19 protein-coding genes are annotated in these 19,535 nt (G+C 68.1%); all 19 read right to left on the reverse strand.

What is annotated here, in order from left to right; genetic code table 11:
* Position 1 precedes the first annotated feature (1 nt).
* A complete protein-coding gene (locus ACFU5F_RS04415; RefSeq protein ID WP_383881745.1) occupies positions 2-307 on the reverse strand; it encodes a hypothetical protein in 306 nt (101 codons plus the stop codon).
* A gap of 26 nt (positions 308-333) precedes the next feature.
* Positions 334-936, reverse strand: coding sequence for a hypothetical protein (locus tag ACFU5F_RS04420; protein WP_383881748.1), 603 nt, complete (start codon positions 934-936; stop codon positions 334-336).
* A 14-nt stretch (positions 937-950) separates the two neighbouring features.
* Positions 951-1,442: a hypothetical protein gene (locus ACFU5F_RS04425; protein WP_383882074.1), complete on the reverse strand. Its 492-nt coding sequence runs from the start codon at positions 1,440-1,442 to the stop codon at positions 951-953.
* Between the two features lie 154 nt (positions 1,443-1,596).
* Positions 1,597-2,031: a hypothetical protein gene (locus tag ACFU5F_RS04430; RefSeq protein WP_383882076.1), complete on the reverse strand. Its 435-nt coding sequence runs from the start codon at positions 2,029-2,031 to the stop codon at positions 1,597-1,599.
* Between the two features lie 75 nt (positions 2,032-2,106).
* Positions 2,107-2,544 carry an HK97 gp10 family phage protein gene (locus tag ACFU5F_RS04435; RefSeq protein WP_383881751.1) on the reverse strand — a complete coding sequence of 146 codons (438 nt, stop codon included), beginning with the start codon at positions 2,542-2,544 and terminating at the stop codon, positions 2,107-2,109.
* A 4-nt stretch (positions 2,545-2,548) separates the two neighbouring features.
* The gene (locus ACFU5F_RS04440) at positions 2,549-2,815 is read right to left on the reverse strand and encodes a hypothetical protein (protein WP_383881754.1); all 267 of its coding nucleotides are present in this window, start codon (positions 2,813-2,815) and stop codon (positions 2,549-2,551) included.
* A 212-nt stretch (positions 2,816-3,027) separates the two neighbouring features.
* On the reverse strand, positions 3,028-3,450 hold the full coding sequence (locus tag ACFU5F_RS04445) for a DUF6093 family protein (protein WP_383881757.1): 423 nt from the start codon (positions 3,448-3,450) through the stop codon (positions 3,028-3,030).
* Positions 3,447-3,890, reverse strand: a complete 444-nt coding sequence (locus tag ACFU5F_RS04450; RefSeq protein WP_383881760.1) for a DUF6093 family protein — start codon at positions 3,888-3,890, stop codon at positions 3,447-3,449. Before ACFU5F_RS04450 ends, ACFU5F_RS04445 begins: the two co-directional genes overlap by 4 nt.
* A 787-nt stretch (positions 3,891-4,677) precedes the next feature.
* On the reverse strand, positions 4,678-6,561 hold the full coding sequence (locus ACFU5F_RS04455; protein WP_383882066.1) for an ATP-binding cassette domain-containing protein: 1,884 nt from the start codon (positions 6,559-6,561) through the stop codon (positions 4,678-4,680).
* Between the two features lie 277 nt (positions 6,562-6,838).
* Positions 6,839-7,972, reverse strand: a complete 1,134-nt coding sequence (locus ACFU5F_RS04460; protein ID WP_383881762.1) for a hypothetical protein — start codon at positions 7,970-7,972, stop codon at positions 6,839-6,841.
* A complete protein-coding gene (locus ACFU5F_RS04465; RefSeq protein ID WP_383881765.1) occupies positions 7,956-8,786 on the reverse strand; it encodes a thiopeptide-type bacteriocin biosynthesis protein in 831 nt (276 codons plus the stop codon). The genes ACFU5F_RS04460 and ACFU5F_RS04465 overlap by 17 nt, the downstream gene beginning before the upstream one ends.
* Entirely contained in the window at positions 8,783-9,685 is a 903-nt protein-coding gene (locus ACFU5F_RS04470) for an endonuclease/exonuclease/phosphatase family protein (protein WP_383881768.1), read from the reverse strand. Before ACFU5F_RS04470 ends, ACFU5F_RS04465 begins: the two co-directional genes overlap by 4 nt.
* Positions 9,686-9,722: 37 nt before the next feature.
* Positions 9,723-10,967, reverse strand: a complete 1,245-nt coding sequence (locus tag ACFU5F_RS04475; RefSeq protein ID WP_383881770.1) for a lanthionine synthetase C family protein — start codon at positions 10,965-10,967, stop codon at positions 9,723-9,725.
* Positions 10,964-13,867 (reverse strand): lantibiotic dehydratase, encoded by a 2,904-nt coding sequence (locus ACFU5F_RS04480; RefSeq protein ID WP_383881773.1) that lies wholly within the window; start codon positions 13,865-13,867, stop codon positions 10,964-10,966. The genes ACFU5F_RS04475 and ACFU5F_RS04480 overlap by 4 nt, the downstream gene beginning before the upstream one ends.
* 75 nt (positions 13,868-13,942) lie before the next feature.
* A complete protein-coding gene (locus ACFU5F_RS04485; protein WP_383881776.1) occupies positions 13,943-14,128 on the reverse strand; it encodes an FxLD family lanthipeptide in 186 nt (61 codons plus the stop codon).
* Between the two features lie 66 nt (positions 14,129-14,194).
* Positions 14,195-15,400 (reverse strand): methyltransferase, FxLD system, encoded by a 1,206-nt coding sequence (fxlM, locus tag ACFU5F_RS04490; protein WP_383881778.1) that lies wholly within the window; start codon positions 15,398-15,400, stop codon positions 14,195-14,197.
* Between the two features lie 104 nt (positions 15,401-15,504).
* Positions 15,505-16,842: a glutamine synthetase family protein gene (locus tag ACFU5F_RS04495; RefSeq protein ID WP_383881781.1), complete on the reverse strand. Its 1,338-nt coding sequence runs from the start codon at positions 16,840-16,842 to the stop codon at positions 15,505-15,507.
* A gap of 32 nt (positions 16,843-16,874) precedes the next feature.
* Entirely contained in the window at positions 16,875-18,464 is a 1,590-nt protein-coding gene (locus ACFU5F_RS04500; protein WP_383881784.1) for an amino acid permease, read from the reverse strand.
* A complete protein-coding gene (locus tag ACFU5F_RS04505; RefSeq protein ID WP_383881787.1) occupies positions 18,461-19,393 on the reverse strand; it encodes a hypothetical protein in 933 nt (310 codons plus the stop codon). The genes ACFU5F_RS04500 and ACFU5F_RS04505 overlap by 4 nt, the downstream gene beginning before the upstream one ends.
* Positions 19,394-19,535: the final 142 nt, after the last annotated feature.

Genomic DNA, 19,535 nt, shown 5'->3' on the forward strand with positions numbered 1-19,535 from the left:
GCTAGCCGTCCTTCCGGGGCCGCAGCCCGATCTTGATGCCTCGCCCCTCCGCGCCTTCTGGTACCTGCTCCCGCTCCATTTCGATCAACTCGCACCCCGAGCAGCGGTACGTCTCGGGAACGTAGGCGAACCGGTCGCCGCCCTTCTCCTCACTCCACTCAGCCGCGCGGGTGCCACAGCCGTCGCACACCGCCTTCGTGAAGGCGAGGTAGGCCAGTGCCTTCGCCCGGTCCAGCGCCGACCAGCGCCCGTCACCGGCACCGACCAGTTGTGAGTGCGCGATGCCGTATCGATCGCACAGCTCCATCTCCGCCCGGAAAACCGGATCGGAGATCAGCCTTTTCCCAGATCCGACCTGAGCGTCTGGTTCACCAAAAGGGCCGCCGTGAACAGTGCCTTGGCTTCCGCGTCCGGCCAGGTGTCAAGCAGCTCCTGCGCGTCCGCCTCGGTCATGCCCTCGACGACCGTGCCATCCGCGTCGCGCTCGATGTGGCAGGCAGAGATCAGGGCCGCAGGGAACGTCTCGACGTTGTACTCCATGCCCTGCTCGGCCTGGGACTCCGTCGGCGGGTGATCCCGCAGCAGCTGTTCCCACACCGGGCGCGGAAGCGCCCGGAAGGTGAGAGTGATCGTGGCATCGTCCTGGGCTCGCTGCGCGGCATCAAGCGCACTGTCGGCAGCCAGGACATCGGGCTGCGAGGTGACCCATTCCTCGCGCTGCGCCTCGGGAACGCCTTGCTCGATCCCTTCGGCCGTCGCTCTCGTGCGAGCCTTCGCAAGGGCGAGCGCGGCGTCTGTGACGTCGCGCTTGACCCCCGTGTCGTCGCAGATCGACAGGGTGCGCTCGGGCAGAGTCCTGGCGCGCAGGCGGGCCATCTTCGCAGCCCAGTGCGCGTCCTTGGCGACCGCCGCCGGCGGCGGGGTGATGGTGGACATGCGGCACTCCTCCCTCAGGCTGCGGCCGGCACGGCCGCGTCGAGGGTGGGCAGTTCCGTGATCGAGAAGCTGACCTTGAACTTCGCCGGTTCGGCGCTGGTGGTGTAGCTCGGGCTGCGCGAGCCCACGCGGACAGGGAAGACGTCCATGCTCTTGGAACCCGGTACATCGCCCTTGCGCAGGATCGCGATGTACCCCTCCACGCCCTTGCTCAGGAGCGTTTCCAGGGTGTCGTCGACCTTGTCCTCGTAGAGGGTGAGGGCGCTGCCGTCGGCCTTGTCCTCGCCGGGGATGTTCGGCGTGAACGTGCTGGCCATGTCCGGGGTTTCCAGCGGGGTGTTCTCCAAGGAGAAGCCCTCGACGTCGGATACGGCACCGGATACGTCGGTGGCGTTGGCTCCGGTCAGCTCGGGCCGGGTCGGGATGTTGGTGGCCGCTTGGATGGTCTTGCAGAAGATGAACTTGGTGACGCCGCGGCGCATGAACCGCTGCTGGGTGGTGCCCACAGATTCTCGCTCTCCGGGGACGGCCCGGAGTACGCACCGGAGGCCCGTCCCCATCAGGTCGCGCGGGAGTGCGTGCGCGATCGGTGAGGGAATCGGCCCGTGCCGGTCGGCCGGGCGTCCGCGAGGGGGCCTCCGCGGTGAGGTAGCTGGTACGTCAGGACCCGAGAGTGGTCACGGTGAGGACGTACCGCTGGACATAACTGTATACGCCGCCGCTGACAGAGATCCCTTCCTCCTTGTCCAGCTCACGGCCCATCACGGCGCAGCCGGTGATCGTGATGGCGTTGGTGTAGGTCCCGTTGGAGCGCCCGAGGAGGGCGGTACGGACCTTGTCAGCCATCCACTCGACCTGTTCGGCGGTCGAGGCAACGGACGTGACCTGGATGAGCACGCGGGCGTCAGCGTCCCCATCGCCGTACGGTGGCCCGCTGGTGGTCACGCCCAGCGGGTAGAGCACGCTGTAGGGAATCGTGGCGCCGGTGGGTGTATTTGATGCTGTCGGGGCTGTCCCGTAGCCGCAGCTTCGGCCGGTTGCCGTGGCGAGCGTCTTCTGGGCTGCGAGGGAGACTTCTCGGCCGGAGACGGGCACCTACTCCTCCTCTTCTTTGGTGACGCGTCAGCTGACGAAGCCGACGTCCAGCCCCGCCATTTGGGTAGCTGCCGCTCACGGATCATCGCCGATGGTGTCGCCGAGCGCCGCGATGAACAGCGGCCGGATCTCTTCAACAGCTGGACCCACGTGCGGGTAAGGGGGCTGGTTGTAGACGCGCCCCAGAGTGTCGGCGCCGACGAAGCCGTACTCCAGGCGTCGCGCTTGGGGTTTGTTTGTGCCGACAACAGCCGTGACAGCGACCCCGTCCGCAGACACCTCGTGCGTCCAGGAGCGCCGATAGTCGCCCGTGGGGGCGTTCGGTCCCGGCCTGCCGCTGGCCTTGGCTTTGATCCGGGTCTCCAGCAGCATCGCGTAGTGCTGCACCGTGGCCGTGACCTCGGGCAGCGTGCGTGCGGCCCTGGCGTCGAGCTGCGCGGCGATCTGGGCTGCGTTGGAGTAGGCGCCCGCGAGCGGGTGGGCGTTGGGATGCGGGTTCAGCGAGGATGCCAATGGTTCACTCCCCGTCCTCCGGTTCCGGGCCGTCCCACTGGCCAAGGGCCCATTCCCGTAGCAGGGCGAGCGTGGCGCGGGTCAGCTCGTGCGGGCGGCCGTCCATGAGGTCGTGGCGGTCGAGCGCGGCCTTCTCCAGTTCGGCGGGACTGATCGCGGAGAGGAAGGCAGCCGCTGCCGGGCCAGGGCCCGGCGGGTCGCCGATGACGATGTGGGCCAGGCCCTCGAACACACCGGTCGCTGTGGATGCCGGGGAGAGCTCGATGACCATTCGCGGTACCTCGCCCGCTTGGTGGACCAGCGAGTACGAGGCAAGGTTCCGGGAGACGTCGTGACCGCCGATCTCCACTATGGCCGTACGGCCGCACCCGGTGACACGGACTGGCAGGGGTTCACCCTCAAGCAAGGTGCGTTCTGAACTCTGATGTGTTGGCACCTATATAAGCCTACGGGTATCCCCTGACAATCCAGCTCGCCGACCGCCTATGGAGGGGTGATCTCGTCGAGGCGGGTCACCCGAACGATCTCGACCGTGGACGCCTCCGACGGGTCGAGGACCTGCCATATCCGGTTGACTGTCGCTGCGTGTTCGCCCGCTGCGGCCACAACTTCCACACGGTCGTAGCGCGCCGGAACCGGCGCCGAAACCGGCGTGAGGAGCCGATACCAGCTGACGGTGTCGTCCAGCCATTCACGCCCGAGTACGTGCTGCGCGGTCACTTGGCCGTGGCCAGACAGGACAGCTCCCCGCCCCTCGTAGACCATTTCCGCCGGCACCGGCCCCAGGAGACCGGTCGAGGGGTCGAGTTGAGGGGTCCCCATCGGCCGGATGATCCGCACCGTGTCCACCAGCAGCGTCGACTCCAGCTTCTCCCGTTCAGCCCCGGTGTCGATCGGCGTGCTCACGAGGGGCTACTTGAAGTGCTGGACTGCGTGTTCTGGTCCAGGAAAGTCGTCCTGACGACTGCCAGGGTAGAAGTCTGCCCGACGTCGAGGACCCGCCACATGCGGCCGACCGCTGCGGGGTCTGCAGCGTTGACGACGCTCACCGTGTCATCGCGGGAAGCCACTGGGGCCTCCAGAGGTGTGATCAGCTTGTATTTGGATGTGGAGTCGTCTACGTACGCCTGGCCTTCCAGGTGCAGCACGATCCCCGGATCGCCGTTCGGGAAGATGCCGCCATGTCCTTCATAAAGGATGACGGGCGGTCCGGGCTCGTATTGGCCGGTGTCGGGGTTGAAGACCGGCTCACCCTCCCGGCTGATGCGTACGGTGTCGGTCAGGATCTTGCGCTGGATCAGTTCGCTGACAGCCCCCAGAGTCAGCCCCTCAGCAGGAACGCTCATGTGTTCGATCATAGGGCGAAGGGGGCCACTCCGGTGCGGCGAGGCGACCTTCGAGGACGTTGCACCGGTACTGGAGCTGGCGAAAGCGCGCCGGACGCCGGCGATCAGGTCCTCCGGATCGGCGAAAGCGCGGCGGCCGTACGGGCGGGCTTCGGGCCCAGACGGACGGGGCCCTCGAAACCACCGAGGACCCCGCAGCGTTACCTACCCGCCTCGTCCCTTTGCCGATAGGACAGAGGGTGCCCCTTGAGTAGACGAACGGCACCCTTCCGGCGAGCCGGGTCCCCGTGGAACAGGGCAACCAGGACGGCCAACAGGTAGACGATGACGTAAGCCCCCACGATGACAAAGATCATCAACATGGGGACTTCAGCGGTCATCTCGGACAAAGTGGCCTTGTGCACGCGTACCTCCCATTTTCCGCCCACCCGGTCGGAGATTCCACCGGGCGTTTAAGGCCCGTGGCTCCTGGGGTTTTGGGAGATGAGAGAACACATACCGACGAGGGACATGAAAGCCAGCCCGGCCTGCCTGGCGAGCAGTTCGCATATCCGGAGCTGACCCCGTGCCGCCCGACACCAAGTCCTGGGACGACCATAGAACTTTGGCGTCACTTGTACCACCGCGCCTGGAAGATGACCTTTCCTTCCAACTGCCGCCTCCCCGGCACGGGACTGAGGCCCGCCCCGCACCATGACGACATCACGCATGGGAGGTCAGTGGGATCCGTTGCCCTTGAGGTTGACAACAAGCAGCCCGGCCAGGTAGGTAGCGAAGTCCGTGGATGTTACCGGTCCTTGGCCAGGGCGACGAGTTCTGCGAACAGTCCTCCGGCGTTTACAAGGTCCTCGTACCTGCCCTGTTCGATGACTCGGCCTTTGTCCATGACGAGGATGCGGTCGGCGAGCCGTGTGTTCTCGAGTTGGTGGGTGACGACGATCGTCATGCGCTCGGCGGCGATCCGTTTGATCTCCAGGAAGATGGCGTGCTCACCGCGGGCATCCATCTGTGAGGTCGGCTCATCCAAGATCAGGAGCGGCGTTTGCCTGTAGAGCGCGCGGCCGCACACGAGTCGCTGCCACTGCCCTCCGGACAGCTCGGCGCCGCCGAACAGCTCCTTGGCGAGGAGGGTGTCGAGCTGGTGGGGCAGTTTCTCGATCGCTTCCCGCATACCGACGGCGTCGACGACGTCCCACACCGGCCCATCGTCGTACGTCTTGGGCTGACCGAGGGTGATGTTCTCGCGGACGCGCAGGGGCCAGCACGCGAACCCCTGCGGGACGAGCGCGGTGCGTTTCCACACGGCCTCGGGGGCGGCCCGGGCAAGGTCGATGCTGTCCCACAGGACGCGCCCCTTGTCGGCGAGGAGAATGCCGGTGATGAGCTTGGCCAGGGTTGACTTGCCCGAGCCGTTCTCACCGACGATAGCCAGGATCTCGCCGCGGCGCAGCGTGAGCGAGACCCCCGCAACGGCTGGTTCCTCCTTGCCGGGGTACTGGTACACGACCTCGTCGAGGCGGATCTCGTCCACGCGTTCCGGGATGGTCAATTCCCCGCGCTTGGGGGCTCGTTCGATGGCCATGTCGAGGAAGGACCTCATGTCGGCCAGGTAGAGCGAGGTGTGGAACATCGCGGCGCCGTGGATGACGAACTGGGAGAGCGAGGCCAGTGTGGTCTGGACGGCCACCAAGGCAGTGGCCGCGACGGGCAGGGCGACCCGGCCGGTGGTGGCCAGCCAGGCGAGGGTGGCCCAGGTACCCAGTTGAAAGATTCCGCCCAAGGCGCTGGTGGCCAGGACGATGCGGAGCATCCGCGGGGCTGCGGTCACGGTGCGCTGGTCGATCCGGTCGGACAGAGCGCGATACCAGTAAATGAGGTAGTCGGTCATGCCGTTGGCGCGGACCTCGTCGCCGTAGCGGGAGTAGGTGGCCCACCAGCGCATCATGGAGCGCACGTTGCGGTCGCCGACGTTGAGGTAGTGGGTCTCGTAGTCCACGCGTGCGGACAGCACTGCGCCGGCGCCGGCCGGGAGCACGGCCAGCAGGAGCAGAGGCAGCATCAGCGGGTGCAGCGCGGTGATGACCCCGCTCGCGGCGATCATGCGGATCAGGGCGGACATGAACCGCTGGGCATCCTGCACCATCATCCGGGTCCGGGTGACGCCGACTTCGGCGGCCTCCTGCCGGTCGGCGAACCCGTCCTCGCCGTACGCGGCTGACTCCACGCGGCACACGGCGGCGACGAGGGCAACGTCCGCCTCGGTCATCAGCAGAGGTGTGATCCGTCCGTCGGCGTAAGAGGACAGAGCTCCACAGATGCGGCCAATGCCCGCAGCTGTTGTCACCACTACCAGAGCGGGCAGTGCGGCGTGCAGACGTCCGGAAACTGTGCCGGTGGCGAGGAGGTGGGTCATCGCCTGGGCGGTGAAAGCTAGGACGACACCGGCCGCGATGCCGGTGAGCAACTGGCAGACCAGGAGCAGCACGACGCCGGCCCTGTCGACGGCCCACGCCATCCGCGCGGTGTGCCCGAGCACGGAGGGAAGGCGTCGGCACATTGCTCCGAAACTGGCATCTGCAAGCGGGTTCTTCCCGTACTTGCCCTCGAAGGTGATGCTGGCCGGGGGTGGAGGGGGCGGCGTCTCCTCGTTTGCAGTCGAGGCGTCAGTCACAGTCACCTGTATCCCTCCTTGGGGGCTGTGCCGCACCTGGATGGCTCGGCATGCACGGCATAACGACATGCCGCGGGATTCGAACGCGCTCGCTTTCGGACGTGCAGGGGCCCTTGAACCGCAAGGGGTGAACCTGTGACCGCCGTGCCGGGGCGGCCCAGGGCCGGTGCAGATATGACCGAATCGCCGATGCCTGTGGCGCATGTGACGCATGTGACGCATGAGTTTCGGGCGGTGATCGGCTCGCGATGGCACCAAGGGCCTCGGCAAACCAAGATCAATCTTGCCCAATTGGGCAAGATTGATCTTGGAGGGTAACGCTTTCCCGGATTGCGTGATCGCTGGCACGCACCGCATGGTCCAGTTGGTCACGCAACTCATCGGGGATGGTTCCTGCTCGGAGTGCGCAGGCGGCGAGGAGAGTTCGGACTTCCTGTGCCTCTCGATCGGTAGCGAGGGCGGCACACAGGGGGTGTGCCAGGATCTCTCGGGCGGCATAGCCGTCGGAGGTTTTGATCGCCCTTCGGTGCAACTCCTCGACCGCGAGGCGTGCTTCAGGCCCTTCGGGCAAGGTGAACAGGTCCAGCGTGGCGAGCCCGAGCCGCGTGTTGAACACGGTCAGGTCGTCACCGTCTAGAGCCCCGAGGTGCTTGGTCACCAGGTTCTGCAGGGTGTGTTGCCAAGGCAGTCCTGAAGTTCGGTGGCACACGATGCTCAGGCAGTCGGTCACGGCGACTTCCCAAGGTTCACCAGGCTTCGTGTCGGCCAGGAGGCTGTTGGCGCGGACGGTGTCTCCGACGGTGAGAGCGGCGAGGACGGCGACCTGGCGGCCGTCGAGCATGCGCTGTCCGACTCCGTGGTGTGCTTCGACGTGGGCGAGTGCTTCAGTCCAGCGGCCGGCAGTGGTCAGGGCGCGCGTTCCGTCAGCGAGTAGGACTCGCCATAGCCAGGCGCGGACCTCTTGGCGGTCTCTGGCTGTTGAGGTGAGGCCGGATGGCACGGCCACGTCCTCGAACAAGGTGGTAGGGGTGTTGGTGCTGACCGCATCGAACAGCTGGAGGAGCGTACGACGGCCGTCGTCGTATTGCCCGGCGCGGATGGCGAGGCGGGCGAGGTTGATGATGGGTTCTAGGGCTCGGATCGCGGCCTTGCCGGGCAAGGGAGCGGCGTCTAGGTAGGCGGCTGCGTGCTGGCGGCACAGCGTGTGGGCCATGTCCGGCACACCAGTGTCGGAGGCGATCAGCGCGGCCTGGTTGTAGACCGTGGAGGCCATGCTCGGGTCGCCCGTCTTTGCCGCGCTGTCGGCGAGTTCGACGAGCGCACGAACACGCTGGGGCAGGGGGAGGCAGGCCGGGCGGGGGCGAGCGATGAGGGGGAAGCGCCGAGCCAGGGCGTCAGGGATTTTCCACACGGACCGCGACGCTCCTTTCCGTGGTGGGGTCCGGGCCGAAGACAACGGTCTTCGCGGCGGCGGCGAGGGCGGCCTGGGTCGCGTAGGGCAGGCCGATGCGGTTCCAGGCAAACAGCGCGTGATGGGCGAGCACGTCGCGCAGCCCGCGGTGAAGCAACCCCAGCTCCATGAGGTGGACCAGATCCCGCCCGGCGTCGCGATAAGCGCGGGCCCAGTCCGCAAGGTGGGCCAGCGGCCCGCCGGTACGCATCAGCTCCTCCCCGTTCACGGAGATCAACCGGTGTACGGCAGCTTGGAGTTGCTCGCGGCTCTCCGGTGTGGCACCTGGGGGCGTCTCGCGGTGGGCGCCGACGCGGGCCCAGACGTCGCCTTGTTCGTACCAGTCCAGCCCGGCGGAGCGCATCAGGATGCTGCACAGCATCAGGGACGTCTCACGCCGGTGCGGGCCGCCCTTGCGCTGAAGGTGTTCGAGCAGACTGCGGCTGTCGTGGTGGAAAAGGCGGTGCGCGCTGGCCATGGCTTCGGTGCCACCGAAGGCATGCTCTTCGGGTTCGTAGACGATCTCTGTCCACGCAGTGATGGCCCCCTCGGCAACCAGCGTGTCGAGGCCCTGGGCTATGTGCTCTGCTCCTCCGGCGGCGGACAGGTAGCGCACCCGCCAGCACGGGTGCTTGCGGATGATGAACCACCGGGCCAGGGCGCCTTCGTCCTCGCCCACGCGCAGTATGGGGGCGAGTCGGGACACAGCGATGGTCTCGGCGTTCTCCCATTCCGGGAACACGAGATTGGCCTGGCGCCAGGCCGACAGGGTCATCGGAGGGCCTCCGCGGTGTGTGCAGCGGCCAGAGGCAGTGTCAGCACGCGTTCGAGGCGCACCCGGTAGAAACGCAGGATCAGCAGGGAGTGGTCGGAGGCTTCTCGGGTGTCGTCGTTGTCGACGACTTCGACGCTGTGCAGAGCGGAGGCGAGGCCGCCTGTCCCGTAGGCGCGGTCAATGCGCTGGGGACCGCCTTGGTCGGGCTTGCACTGTCCAGCGGTGGCGTTGAGGGCCTCGGGCTGGCCGAGATGGTCGGCTGAATAGCGGGCGAGGTCGAGGTAGCCGGCGTCGGTCAGGGCGGCGTCGGGGCGGGTGTCGCTGCGGCGGTGTCCGTCGGCATCGAGGTAGGTCCGGTGGACCATGTGTGCTCGATCGGTCACCGCGGCCCAGTCGGGCAGGGCGAGGCGTTCGGGATTGCGCGGGTAGCTGTTGGTGTCCCCGGCGGCGAGAGTGACTGCTCCCGCGTGCATGGCCGTCCAACACGCCTCCGTTAACCGCTGGTTGGCGTCGAAGCAGCACATGTGGAGGGAGATGAGATTGAGTGGCACCGGACAGGTGCCGAGCCGCGCGACCACGTGGCAGGGGTGCAGCCACCACGGCTTGGCGCGGGGGCGTGCTTCGACGACGTCGAACATCGTGGGGCGGAGGTAGACCGCGGTCGCGATGTCGGCGTCCGCGTACGGGTTGCGCGCGGAGAGGAAGCCTCGCAGGCTCAGCCGCTTCTCCGTGGCGTGCAGGAGTTCACTGCCCCGCTCGCGGCTGAACTTGGCCTCCTGCTGGAGGAAGATGTCCGGCTCGTACTCGGTGAGGACGTCGAGTGCGAGATGCCGGCGTTCGCCGTTGCGGCCGCCGTCACCGTCGATGTTCCACACGGCAGCGGTCACGAGGTCGGTCACTTCAGACCTTTCGGTATCGGTACGGATCGGCGCGGTATCACGCCAGAGCGAGGAAGGTGTCCCAGTGCGGGGCGGGCGCACGGCCCGTGCCAACGGTGTGCAGAGCGAGTGCTGCTCCGGCTTGGCCATCGAGGAGTTCCGGGTTGGGGTCGCTCTGGCTGAGCGCGGTGATCAGGCGATCGGTCAGCCGCGGCAGCTCGGCGCTGATCTCGGGGTTGTCCGTCTCTGTGGCCATCCGCCATGTCGCGTGCAGGAGTCCCGCCATGCCGTGGCACAGCCCGGTCTCGGGGAGCGTGTCCAGTTGGAGGGGGTCTTGCAGGGCAGCAAGAATGGCGTTCTCAGCCATCGCGACGCGTGCCGGGTCTCCGAGGGCGAGTCCGGCCAGCTGCTGGGCACGGGCGGTGCCGCTGACGCCGTAGCACCAGGACGGCCGGGGCCGAAGCGAGGAATGGACCTGGTCGTCGGTCACCTGCTGGATCGAGAGGTGTCCCGGCCACCAAGGCGCGGACTCGTCGTCTTGCCGCCACTGGTCCGTCCAGGAGCAGATCCTCGTGATCGCGTCGGCCGTGCCCGGCACGGTCAGTCCGCCGAGCAGGGCCTGCGAGAGGACGGCGAGGGTGGAGCCGATGCCGTGAGCGAGCCCGATGTTGCCGTGCCCGCCGGGGTAGTCGTGGTGAAGGACCCCGCTGGGGGCGACGTCTGTCCACCACGGCGGCAGCCCGGCCGGGTCGGGGATGGGCTCGGTCAGGCGTACCAGGTAGGCGATTACGTCCGAGGTGATTGCGTGGTGCGGGTGGCGGCTGAGGTGATAGGCGCCCAGGCCGGACAGGCCGCGGATCAGGTCGAACTCTTCCATGAGAGGGCGCTCGGCACGGGTGATGCGCTGGTGGGCGGCGGCCAGCCGGTTGCGGGTAAGGGTGAGAGTGGCGGTGTCCAGACGGGCAAGGACTGGCAGGTAGCGGCTCGATGCGCTGGCCGCCCGATGCATCACGTACGCGAGGGCGGGAGCGCCGAAGTACAGGTTCGCGTTGGCTGCGGCGCTGACTTCACCGTGCACGGCCGCCTTCAACCAGGCGTGTGCGGTGGACCAGTCTCCGTGCCCGGTCCGGGCGCGCTCGATGTGCAGCAGGGCGATGCCCGAGGCTCCTCCGGCCAGCGACTGGGGCCAGGACCGGCCGCCATCGGGACGTCCGCCGGGCCACGCGGTGCTCGGATCGGCCAGCGCAGCGGCCAGACGGTCGACGGTTTCCAGTGCGGTGAGGGCGGGAGCGGTGGTGATCACGGTGTACTCCTTGCGCGGGCCGTCCAGCTGAGGGCAGCGGCTCTGGCCAGGTGAAGGTGGGTGCGTTCCTCGGGCAGTCCCGGCCCGCGCATCCGGACGTGGTGGAGGTGCAGCAGGTCGGGCAGCAGCTCGTCCGGACGGAAGGCCGTGTCCGTGAGCGCGCGGCGGTAGTCGGCCAGTGCCCCACGCCGTGCGGACCAGGCAGCGGTGACGTGCTCGCTCAGGCCGGCCGAGGGCATGTTCACGAGGTCGACGGCTTGGCGGTAGACGGTGCGGGGCGGGGCGTCCGGATCTGTGCGCGTGTGTTCGATCAGCCAATGCATCGCCGCGGTGCTGTCGCCGAGCACGCCCACGGCGATGTCCACCATGCTCGCGGCGGTCACCGCGCGAAGTTCGGGGACCTCTGTTCCGGTCTGGGCGGCGAGCTGGGCTACGGCGGCGGCCGAGTCGGCGGCGAAGTACCGTTCGGCCGCGTCGAGGGCGGTGGGGCCGCCGAATCGGGCGGTCTCCGGGTGGTAGGTCTCCACACCGGCGTGCGTGATCAGACCGTGTTGCCGCAGGCGGCGCGTCCACTCGCCGATCGACTCGAAGACAGCGCCGAGGGTCCCGGGCTGGCAGGTCAGGCGCACCCGAAGGTGGTCGCCGGGGTCGCGGTAGCGGATGAACCACCATTGGGGAGCACCCAGTTCGTCCAGCAGGGCCGCCAGGTGCCGGGTCAGGATGGCGTTCTGCCGGTCGCGATGGCCGTGGAGGTGAAGAGAGATGCGGTTCTCGCATCCGGGCAGGTGACCCTGCTCCCGGTTGACCGCGCCGCCCGCCACGCGGACGGGGATGATGTTCTGCTCGGTGCTCAGGGGGATGACGACTTCGTGGGCACGGCCTCCGGTCCAGCCCAGGTCCTTCGCACGTGGTGCCGGGCACAGCGTCACGGTGCCGTCGCGGTCCAGGTGGGCGCGCAGCAGGGCCCGGTGGGACGGCTCCGCCAGGTCCAGGGCCATGCGCTGGTCGTCCTCGCTCAGATACACCCGCTCAGGCAGGTGGACCTCGCAGCGCCATCGGGTCAGGGCCTCGTCCCACTGCGGCCATGGTGCAAATGCGGGAGGCAGGTCCTCTCGCGTCAGGAGCCAGCGGGCCGGGGACAGGATCGTCCGGCCGTAGCGCAACGCGGGCAGGAACGGCAGGCTGGACGCGGCCGTCCCCCACCTGAATCCGGTGCACGGGACTGCCAACGCAGCGGGCGCCTCCGTCAGGAACCGGCACAGCGGGTGGGAGTGGTGGCCCAGGTCCACGGCGTTGAGCAGCAGCGTGTGGACGGGACGGCGGTGGGACAGCGAGACGAGGTGCAGCTGTTCGGCGTCGGCGGTGACTGCGAGGTCTGTGACGGGAACGAGGCGGGTGTCCGGGCTGTGGTAGTCGCCGAGCGAGATCACCCACTCGGTCGCCTGCGGGGCGCGGGCGACGTTCTCGGTTGGCGCCGACAGAGGGGTGGAGCTGATCTGCGCGCTGAGCGCGCCTTGATGCACTGGGGGTAAAGCGTCGTAGGTCTCGGTCATGCGGCGGCGGTCTTCGTAGTCGAGCAGATGCAGAAAGCGGCCGGTGGTCGCTCCGGCCGAGCGCGCCACCCCGACCACGTTCAGGGTGAACTCCCCCTGGTGGAGGGCGGCGACGCTCTCGGCGTCAATACGGACGGTCAGCTCCGTGCTCGGCTGGACGGGACGGCCCGGATCGACGGTGGACAAGTCCTCGATCGCCGCATCGTCGAGCTGGATTTCAAGGCGGCGCTGCATGCCGGCGGTGTGCGCGAGTTTGATGAGGCGGCCGACACGGTCGGGCAGCGGGGAAGCCGTCGGCGCGGTGGTGGCACCGAGGTAACCGGGCGGATAGCCGAGCACGTCGATCGCGTCCAAAACGGGGACGGCCGCCCGCGGCCCGTACCGCTCCAGGAAGCGGCGATGCCACTCGGTCCAGCCGGTCAGGGACGCTTGTGGCGCGAGGCGGATGAGCGCCTTCGCCGCCGCTGCCGCCTCCTGCACGACGGCCGTAGGTACGGTCAGGTCCCAGTCCACCCGCAGGTCGGGCGCGGACCTGGGGGTGGACCGGATCTCTGCTGCCTCCGTGGGCGGGAGGTGGGCTGCCTGTTCGACGAGGGCGGTGAGCGGGTCGGTGACCGTCATCGCCGGGCGGAGACTCGTGAGCAGGACCCGTTGCCTGACCAGGTCTGCGATAAGGCGGTCGATCACGGAGGGCGGCGCGCTCGGGAAGCTGGTCGACAGCTTCACAGCGAGGTCGCTCCACAAGACCGGAGTCTGTGCCCCGCCCAGGGCCTCGCGGACCGGTGCGGTCAAGCGGACCTGCACGTGGTCTGGGCGTCGATCGAGGGTTCCGCTCGGGCGGTGCTCGATCACCACGTACCCGTCGCGTTCGACGAGGAGGCTGGAGGCGAGCAGCATCAGGCGGGGCCGCAGCGCCGGGTGCTGCTCGAAGTAGTCGATGAGGGCCGTACTGTGTGCCGCGTCTGCTCTGGCGGTGGCGCGGTGATCGGTGCCGACGCGGAGCGCGGGCACCGTACCTATTCGTACGGCCGCAATGCCGGCGAACAGGCCGAACGGAGTTGCCCGAGTGCGAGCACGCAGCAGATAGCGCAGCACGGCGACAACCGTGCGCCGCACGGCAGGGACCGGGACCAGCTGGCCGGCGCAGATCTGCTCCACCCGGGTCGCAAGGTCGGGGCTGGCTGCCCTGACGGCGGCCGCGAAGTCGGTGTCGTTCCAGGTCCGTTGGAGCCATGCCTGCCAGGACGTCGGGTCCGCGAACGCGCCGGTAAGGTCCGGCCATACCGTCGGGCGGTCGGGATGCCATGCAGATGCCCGGACCAGTGCCGCATCAACGTGGCGATACATACGCCCCTCCTGGGACTGCGCGGTGCCCGGCCGCGCTCATGGTGCGGCCGGGCACTGCGGTGGACGCGGTCGGTGTTACGCCGGGCAGCTCGTGCACGCGGTCGCGCACGTGGAGTTGCAGCCGTCGTCCGTCATCCTGATGAGCTGGTCCGCGGAGGGACCGCCCTCGACGATGGAGATGTCCAGGGCGAAGTCAGCGAACTCCTTCGCTTCGGCGGCCGGTTGCGTGGATATGGCCGGTCGCTCCAGTTGAACGGTCATGTGTGCCTCCTTGAGGTAATGGGGGATGGTGCAAAGGTCCCGGAGCCCTCGCTGGGCCCCGGAGTCTCAGGTCCAGGACGCGGTGACGATCCCGTGCCGCCGCAGTACGGCGTCCTGCGGCAGAGGCGACGGAGCGGGGCCCGGCAGGTACCGGAACGTCGCAGCTCCCCGCCGACGGTGATGTTCGGCCCAGCGGCGCAGCAGCTCCGCGTACTGGTCGGCGAGGGCTTCGGCCTGCGGACCGTGGGCAATGACGCCGCTCTCGAAGCCGCCGGTGGCCTCGTTGTCGCGGCGGGTGCGGTAGGCGATGCTGTCCTCGCTGACCAGGGCGGGCACCCCGAACTGGACCGCCGGTGTCACCAGCCCTCGCTCGACCACGTCCTTGGCCGCGTGCAGCCGCACCGCACGCGGCAGGTTGAGCGTGAGGTACAGATCCAGCTCGTCTGGCAGGTCCCATGCCGCACCCGACCAGCGCACCAGCTGGGGGGTGTCCAGGGCATGGTTCAGCGCCTGCGCGTTGAGGGGCACCCGCACGTCATCGGTCTGCACGACGACGCCCTCCCGCAGCAGCACCTTGCGTTCCTCGGCGGCGCCCTCGCCCTGCATCGGCACGAAGTGCGCCAGACGGTAGGAGCGGCTGAGCAGGCCCGCACCGTCACGGTCGAAGGCGATCGAGCGGGTTGTGCCGCACACCGTGAGCGGAACGACGAGCCTGCCCTTCTCCGTGAGCCCGTCGATCCACGACGGGGGGACGTCCCACGCCGCCGCGGTGACGATGATCCGGTCGTAGGGCGCTCCGTCGGGGACACCCCTCTCGCCATCGGCGAGGACCGTCTTCACCTGCCGGTATCCGGCCTCGTCCAGGCACAGGCGGGCACGGTCGACGATGTCGCGGTCGATGTCGACCGTGGTGACCTCACCGTCGCTGCCCACGAGTTCCTGGATGTAGGCGGCATTGACGCCGCCCGAGCCGATCTCCAGGACCTTCATCCCGGGCGCGATGTCGGCCTGCTCCAGCATCACACCCTGAAGGTGGGCAGCGGACATGACGCTGACGTTCAGGCCGCTCTCGTCCTTCTTGACCGGCACAATCCGGTGGAGATCGTAAACGACCTCCAGGGACGCCTCCGGCGCGAACCGGTGCCGGGGCACGGCGGCGAAGGCCGCAGCAACCGAGTCAGAGGTGATCGCGTCCTGGTCACGAAGCGCGCGGACCATCTCCGCACGCCACGCGCCGGGATCGCGATCGGTCGAGTCATCGATAACAGGCATCCGTTTACCTATTTCTGTTGAGGGGTGGGGCTTGCGAAGGCACAGATGGGCTTGGTGGTCAGCGAGGACGCTAACCAGAACGCCATCGCTTACGCGCCGGTCACTCAGGCACGGTCGAACCACCGTTCCCGCTCGATGTCGGTGACTTGTCTGCGCTGTTCGGCGATCTCGACCTCGGCTGCGATGGCGTAGTGCCGCACTACCTCGGCTCCGAGCGCGCTCGTCGCGAAGTTGCTGCCGTCGAAGTACGCCAGCGCCTCGGCGAGGTCACGTAGAACAGGCACCGCCTGCCGGTCTGCGTAGGCGTCGCCCCGGCAGGGTGCGGGCGGGGTCAGCTTCTCGGTCAGGCCGTGCACGATCGCAGCGATCGAGGCAGCCAGCGCGAGGTACGGGTTGGCGTCGGCGCCAGGTAGGCGGATCTCCAGGTGGGTGCCCTCGCCGTGACCGGTTACCCGGACGGCGCACCCGCGGTTGTCGTGGCCCCAGTTCATGTACTGAGGTGCGAAGGAGTGCGCCGTCGCGTACCGCTTGTAGGAGTTGGGGTTGGGCGCGTACAGCGGGGCGAGGTGCGGCATTCCGGAGAGCAGTCCGGCGATGCTGTGGCGCATCGTCTCGGGCAGCTCCTCGCCGGGGACCGCGTCGAAGGCTGGGGCGCCGTCTTTCCAGAGGGACAGGTGCAGGTGCAGCCCGCTGCCCACGCCGGTGAACGGTGCGCTCATGAACGTGGCCGACAGAGCCTGGCGTCTGGCCAGGTGCTGCACGGTCTGCTTGTAGACGGTGTAGGCGTCGCAGGCCTGAAGCGCCGGGCCGTAGGGGAACGTGATCTCCACCTGGCCGGGAGCGCCCTCTGTCTTGGTCGCCTCGATCGGTACGCCGGCCTCGGGCAGAGCGTCTTCCAGGTACCGGAAGAAGTCGCTCAGTGCCGGCGGATGGTCGAGGGCGTAGTCGAGGTTGTGCTGCACCATGGGCTGAAGGCCGTTGCAGAGAACGAACTCACTCTCCAAACCCACGCGCGCTGCGAAGCCGAGCTCCCCCAGCCGATCGAGCTGAGTGCGGAGCATGCGGCGCGGAGCGATCTCCAGGGGCGTCCCGTCAGGTTGGACGGCCTCGCAGTGAACCAGCGCCAGGCCGGGCATGTAGGGCAGGACACGCAGCGTGTTCAGGTCGGCGATCATGCCGAGGTCCTGAAAGCCTTTGTCCCAGCCCGTGAGGTCGAAGCCGCCAAGGGGGTCCATGCCCACGTTGGTGGCCAGAATGTAAGCGCAGGCTTCCGACACGTTGAGCCCGTCGGTGATCCGGTCGAGAAACACCCGGGCGCTGAGCCGCTTGCCTTTGAGACGCCCCATCATGTCGGGGACGCACACCATGACGGTGGTGATGTCCTCACGATCCACCGCGGTCCGGAAGTCCTCGGCGGAGATGAGACCGGCGAGCCGGGACATCTCGTAGTTCGGGTCAGTGTGCTGGCTGCTCATCAGACCACGTCCTCCGCCAGAGAGGCGTGCGTGGCGGTGTCGCCCAGGGCCGGGATGCGGTAGTTGCGGCGGCCCTGAGTGGTCCACAGGATCCAGGCCAGCGTGAGCACGGCGATCAGGGCGACGCCCGCGTAGTTGAACGATGAGGTGGTGATCGGGGACACCTGCGGCAGGCAGAACAGGACGGTGACGACGCCGACCCAGGTCACAGCCGTCCAGCCGATGGGCTTGCTCCACCGGCCAAGATTCCACGGTCCGGGCTTGAAGTGGTCCCCCGCGCGCAGCCGCAGGTAGACGGGGATGGCGTAGGCGGGGGTGATGCCGATGACGTTGATGGCCGTAACTGCGGCGTACGCGGTCGGCGAGTACAGCGACGGTGCCGCCAGGACGAGCGCGACTCCTACCGACAGCCACACGGCGGCAACCGGCGTCTTGGTGCGGGTGCTGACGCGGCGCCAGGTGGCGGCGAACGGAACTGCGCCGTCGCGGGAGAACGCGAACACCATGCGGGAGGCAGCGGCGGTCTCTGCGTTGCCGCAGAACAGTTGGGCCACGATCACGATCAGCAGAAGGGCCTTGGCGCCGGAAGGGCCGACGACGTCAAGGAAGATCTGGGCGGGCGGCACGCCGGTGGCGCTGCTCTGCGTGCCCGCGTAGTCCTGGATGGAGAACGTGAGCCCGGCCAGCAGGATGAACCCGGCGATCCACGAGACCCAGATCGAGCGGACGATCCCCCTCGGCGCCGATATCTGAGCCTGAGTGGTCTCCTCGGACAGGTGGGAGGAGGCGTCGTACCCGCAGAAGGTGTACTGCGCCAGCAGAAGCCCGAGCGCGGTCACGTACAGGCCGTTGCTGAAGCCGGTGTCGTTGTTGAACGTGGTGAACACGAAGTTGGCGCTCTGGTGATCGGCCGAAGCGAGGATCAGGACGCCGACGATGACTGCGACGCCGACGAGGTGCCACCACACCGAGACCGAGTTCAGGAGGCTGACCAAGCGGACGCCGGCCACGTTGAGCAGGGCGTGCAGCAGCAGGATCCCGGCAAAGATCATCATGGTCTTCTCGGGTGTCGGCGTGAAGCCCCACTGGAGGTTCGCGAACGCGCCGACGAACGTGGCGGCGCCGTAGTCGATGCCGGCGATGGCTCCGAGCAGCCCGAGCAGGTTCAGCCAGCCGGTTACCCAGGCCCAGCGGGGCCCGCCGAGCCGGTGCGCCATGTAGTACAGCCCGCCCGAGGTGGGGTAGGCGGAGGTGACCTCGGCTAACGACATACCGAGCAGCAGGACCATCAGACCGACGCCGACCCAGCCCCACATGATCACGGCCGGTCCGCCGGTGTTCAGGCCGAAGCCGTAGAGAGTCATGCATCCGGACAGGATGCTGATGACGGAAAAGGAGATCGCGAAGTTGCCGAACGGGCCCATGCGACGCGCCAGTACGGTCTGGTAGCCGAGCCCGGTCAGGACGACATCGTCGTCGACCAGCCGGTGGGCGGCACTTCTCGGAGACACCGAAAGAATCCTCTGGGTCGAAAGGGAAACAGGGGGGTGGTGCTGGGAACCGCCTCGCGGTGGGGGTGCTCGACTCATCTGCTGTACCGCTCGCGCTTCATCGCGTAGTTGCGCGCCTGCAGGAAGTCGTCCTGCCACCACCGGCTTTCGCTGACGTGCTGCCAGGGCGCGGGAGTGGCGAAGGGGCCGATCGCCGTGAACACCTCTGCCGCGCCGGGCAGGCCACAGGCAGTCAGCGTGTAGGCCAGATAGTTAAGATCCAGCAGGGAGCAGGTGCTCATGTCGGTGACGTGGGCGAACCATCCGTCTCTCGCCAGCTCGACGTAGTGCCGGACCTGGTCGTTGGTCCAGAACCCCAGCGTGCTGGCGACCTGTCCGCCTGCCGTCCGCATCCGGTAGTCCTCGACGTATGCGTACAAGGGGAGGTTCAGCAGTACGGCTCCCGGCTTCGCCTGGGAGGCCACCCACCGCGTGAAGTCCACGGATCCGTTGCCGCGGGCCTGGAAACACTGGAGCATCCGGTGATACGCCTCCCTGTTGGACCAGTCCCGCCGGTCTACCTGCCACAGCAGCGGCCACGGTCCCCGCGGCAGCATGGCCTCCGGCGGATTCGCCCAGTGGTCAACGGAGTGCCACTGCCTGTGGTCGACGTCCAACTGAGCGAGTGCCAACAGGCACACCCACGGAACGGGGTCAGCCGGCCAGCGGCGTGCGGCGTCCCCGCATGCCGCACGCGCGGCGCTGACCCTGGGAAGCAGGGTGTGACGGTCTGTCGTGCTGCGGTGAGCCGCCAGAACCCGGTGGGTCATGACCCGGGCCCGCATCATCAGGGCGTTCGCGTCTCCGGGTTCCTCTGCGCACCAGGCCGCGACGGCGTCACCTTTGGCGGCGCCTGCCGCCAGGACCTGACTGCGGGACGTGCGCAGCGCCCAACTGCGGGTGTTGGCGAGCAGAGCCTTGGCGGAGAGCCACCGGTCGAGAAGGAGGTCTTCCAGAGCCAGGCGCAAGTCTTCGTCGTATCCCGCAGGATGAGGGGTCAGGGGCATGTCAGTGCTCACCATCGGAGCACCCCGCGTTGTGGAGCTGGTGGTGAGCAGGGTGAAGAGCAGGCGTGCCTTGAGCACGTAAGAGGGACATCAACGCCTCGTG

The organism is Streptomyces sp. NPDC057438 (genome assembly GCF_042802995.1).
Classification (GTDB): domain Bacteria; phylum Actinomycetota; class Actinomycetes; order Streptomycetales; family Streptomycetaceae; genus Streptomyces.

What these genes read in the sequence shown, in the direction of transcription:
- ACFU5F_RS04415 (WP_383881745.1), bottom strand. Translation starts at nt 307, where the DNA reads ATGGAGCTGTGCGATCGATACGGCATCGCGCACTCACAACTGGTCGGT.
- ACFU5F_RS04420 (WP_383881748.1), bottom strand. Translation starts at nt 936, where the DNA reads ATGTCCACCATCACCCCGCCGCCGGCGGCGGTCGCCAAGGACGCGCAC.
- ACFU5F_RS04440 (WP_383881754.1), bottom strand. Translation starts at nt 2,815, where the DNA reads ATGGTCATCGAGCTCTCCCCGGCATCCACAGCGACCGGTGTGTTCGAG.
- ACFU5F_RS04450 (WP_383881760.1), bottom strand. Translation starts at nt 3,890, where the DNA reads ATGAGCGTTCCTGCTGAGGGGCTGACTCTGGGGGCTGTCAGCGAACTG.
- ACFU5F_RS04465 (WP_383881765.1), bottom strand. Translation starts at nt 8,786, where the DNA reads ATGACCCTGTCGGCCTGGCGCCAGGCCAATCTCGTGTTCCCGGAATGG.
- ACFU5F_RS04480 (WP_383881773.1), bottom strand. Translation starts at nt 13,867, where the DNA reads ATGTATCGCCACGTTGATGCGGCACTGGTCCGGGCATCTGCATGGCAT.
- ACFU5F_RS04485 (WP_383881776.1), bottom strand. Translation starts at nt 14,128, where the DNA reads ATGACCGTTCAACTGGAGCGACCGGCCATATCCACGCAACCGGCCGCC.
- fxlM (WP_383881778.1), bottom strand. Translation starts at nt 15,400, where the DNA reads ATGCCTGTTATCGATGACTCGACCGATCGCGATCCCGGCGCGTGGCGT.
- ACFU5F_RS04495 (WP_383881781.1), bottom strand. Translation starts at nt 16,842, where the DNA reads ATGTCCCGGCTCGCCGGTCTCATCTCCGCCGAGGACTTCCGGACCGCG.
- ACFU5F_RS04500 (WP_383881784.1), bottom strand. Translation starts at nt 18,464, where the DNA reads ATGAGTCGAGCACCCCCACCGCGAGGCGGTTCCCAGCACCACCCCCCT.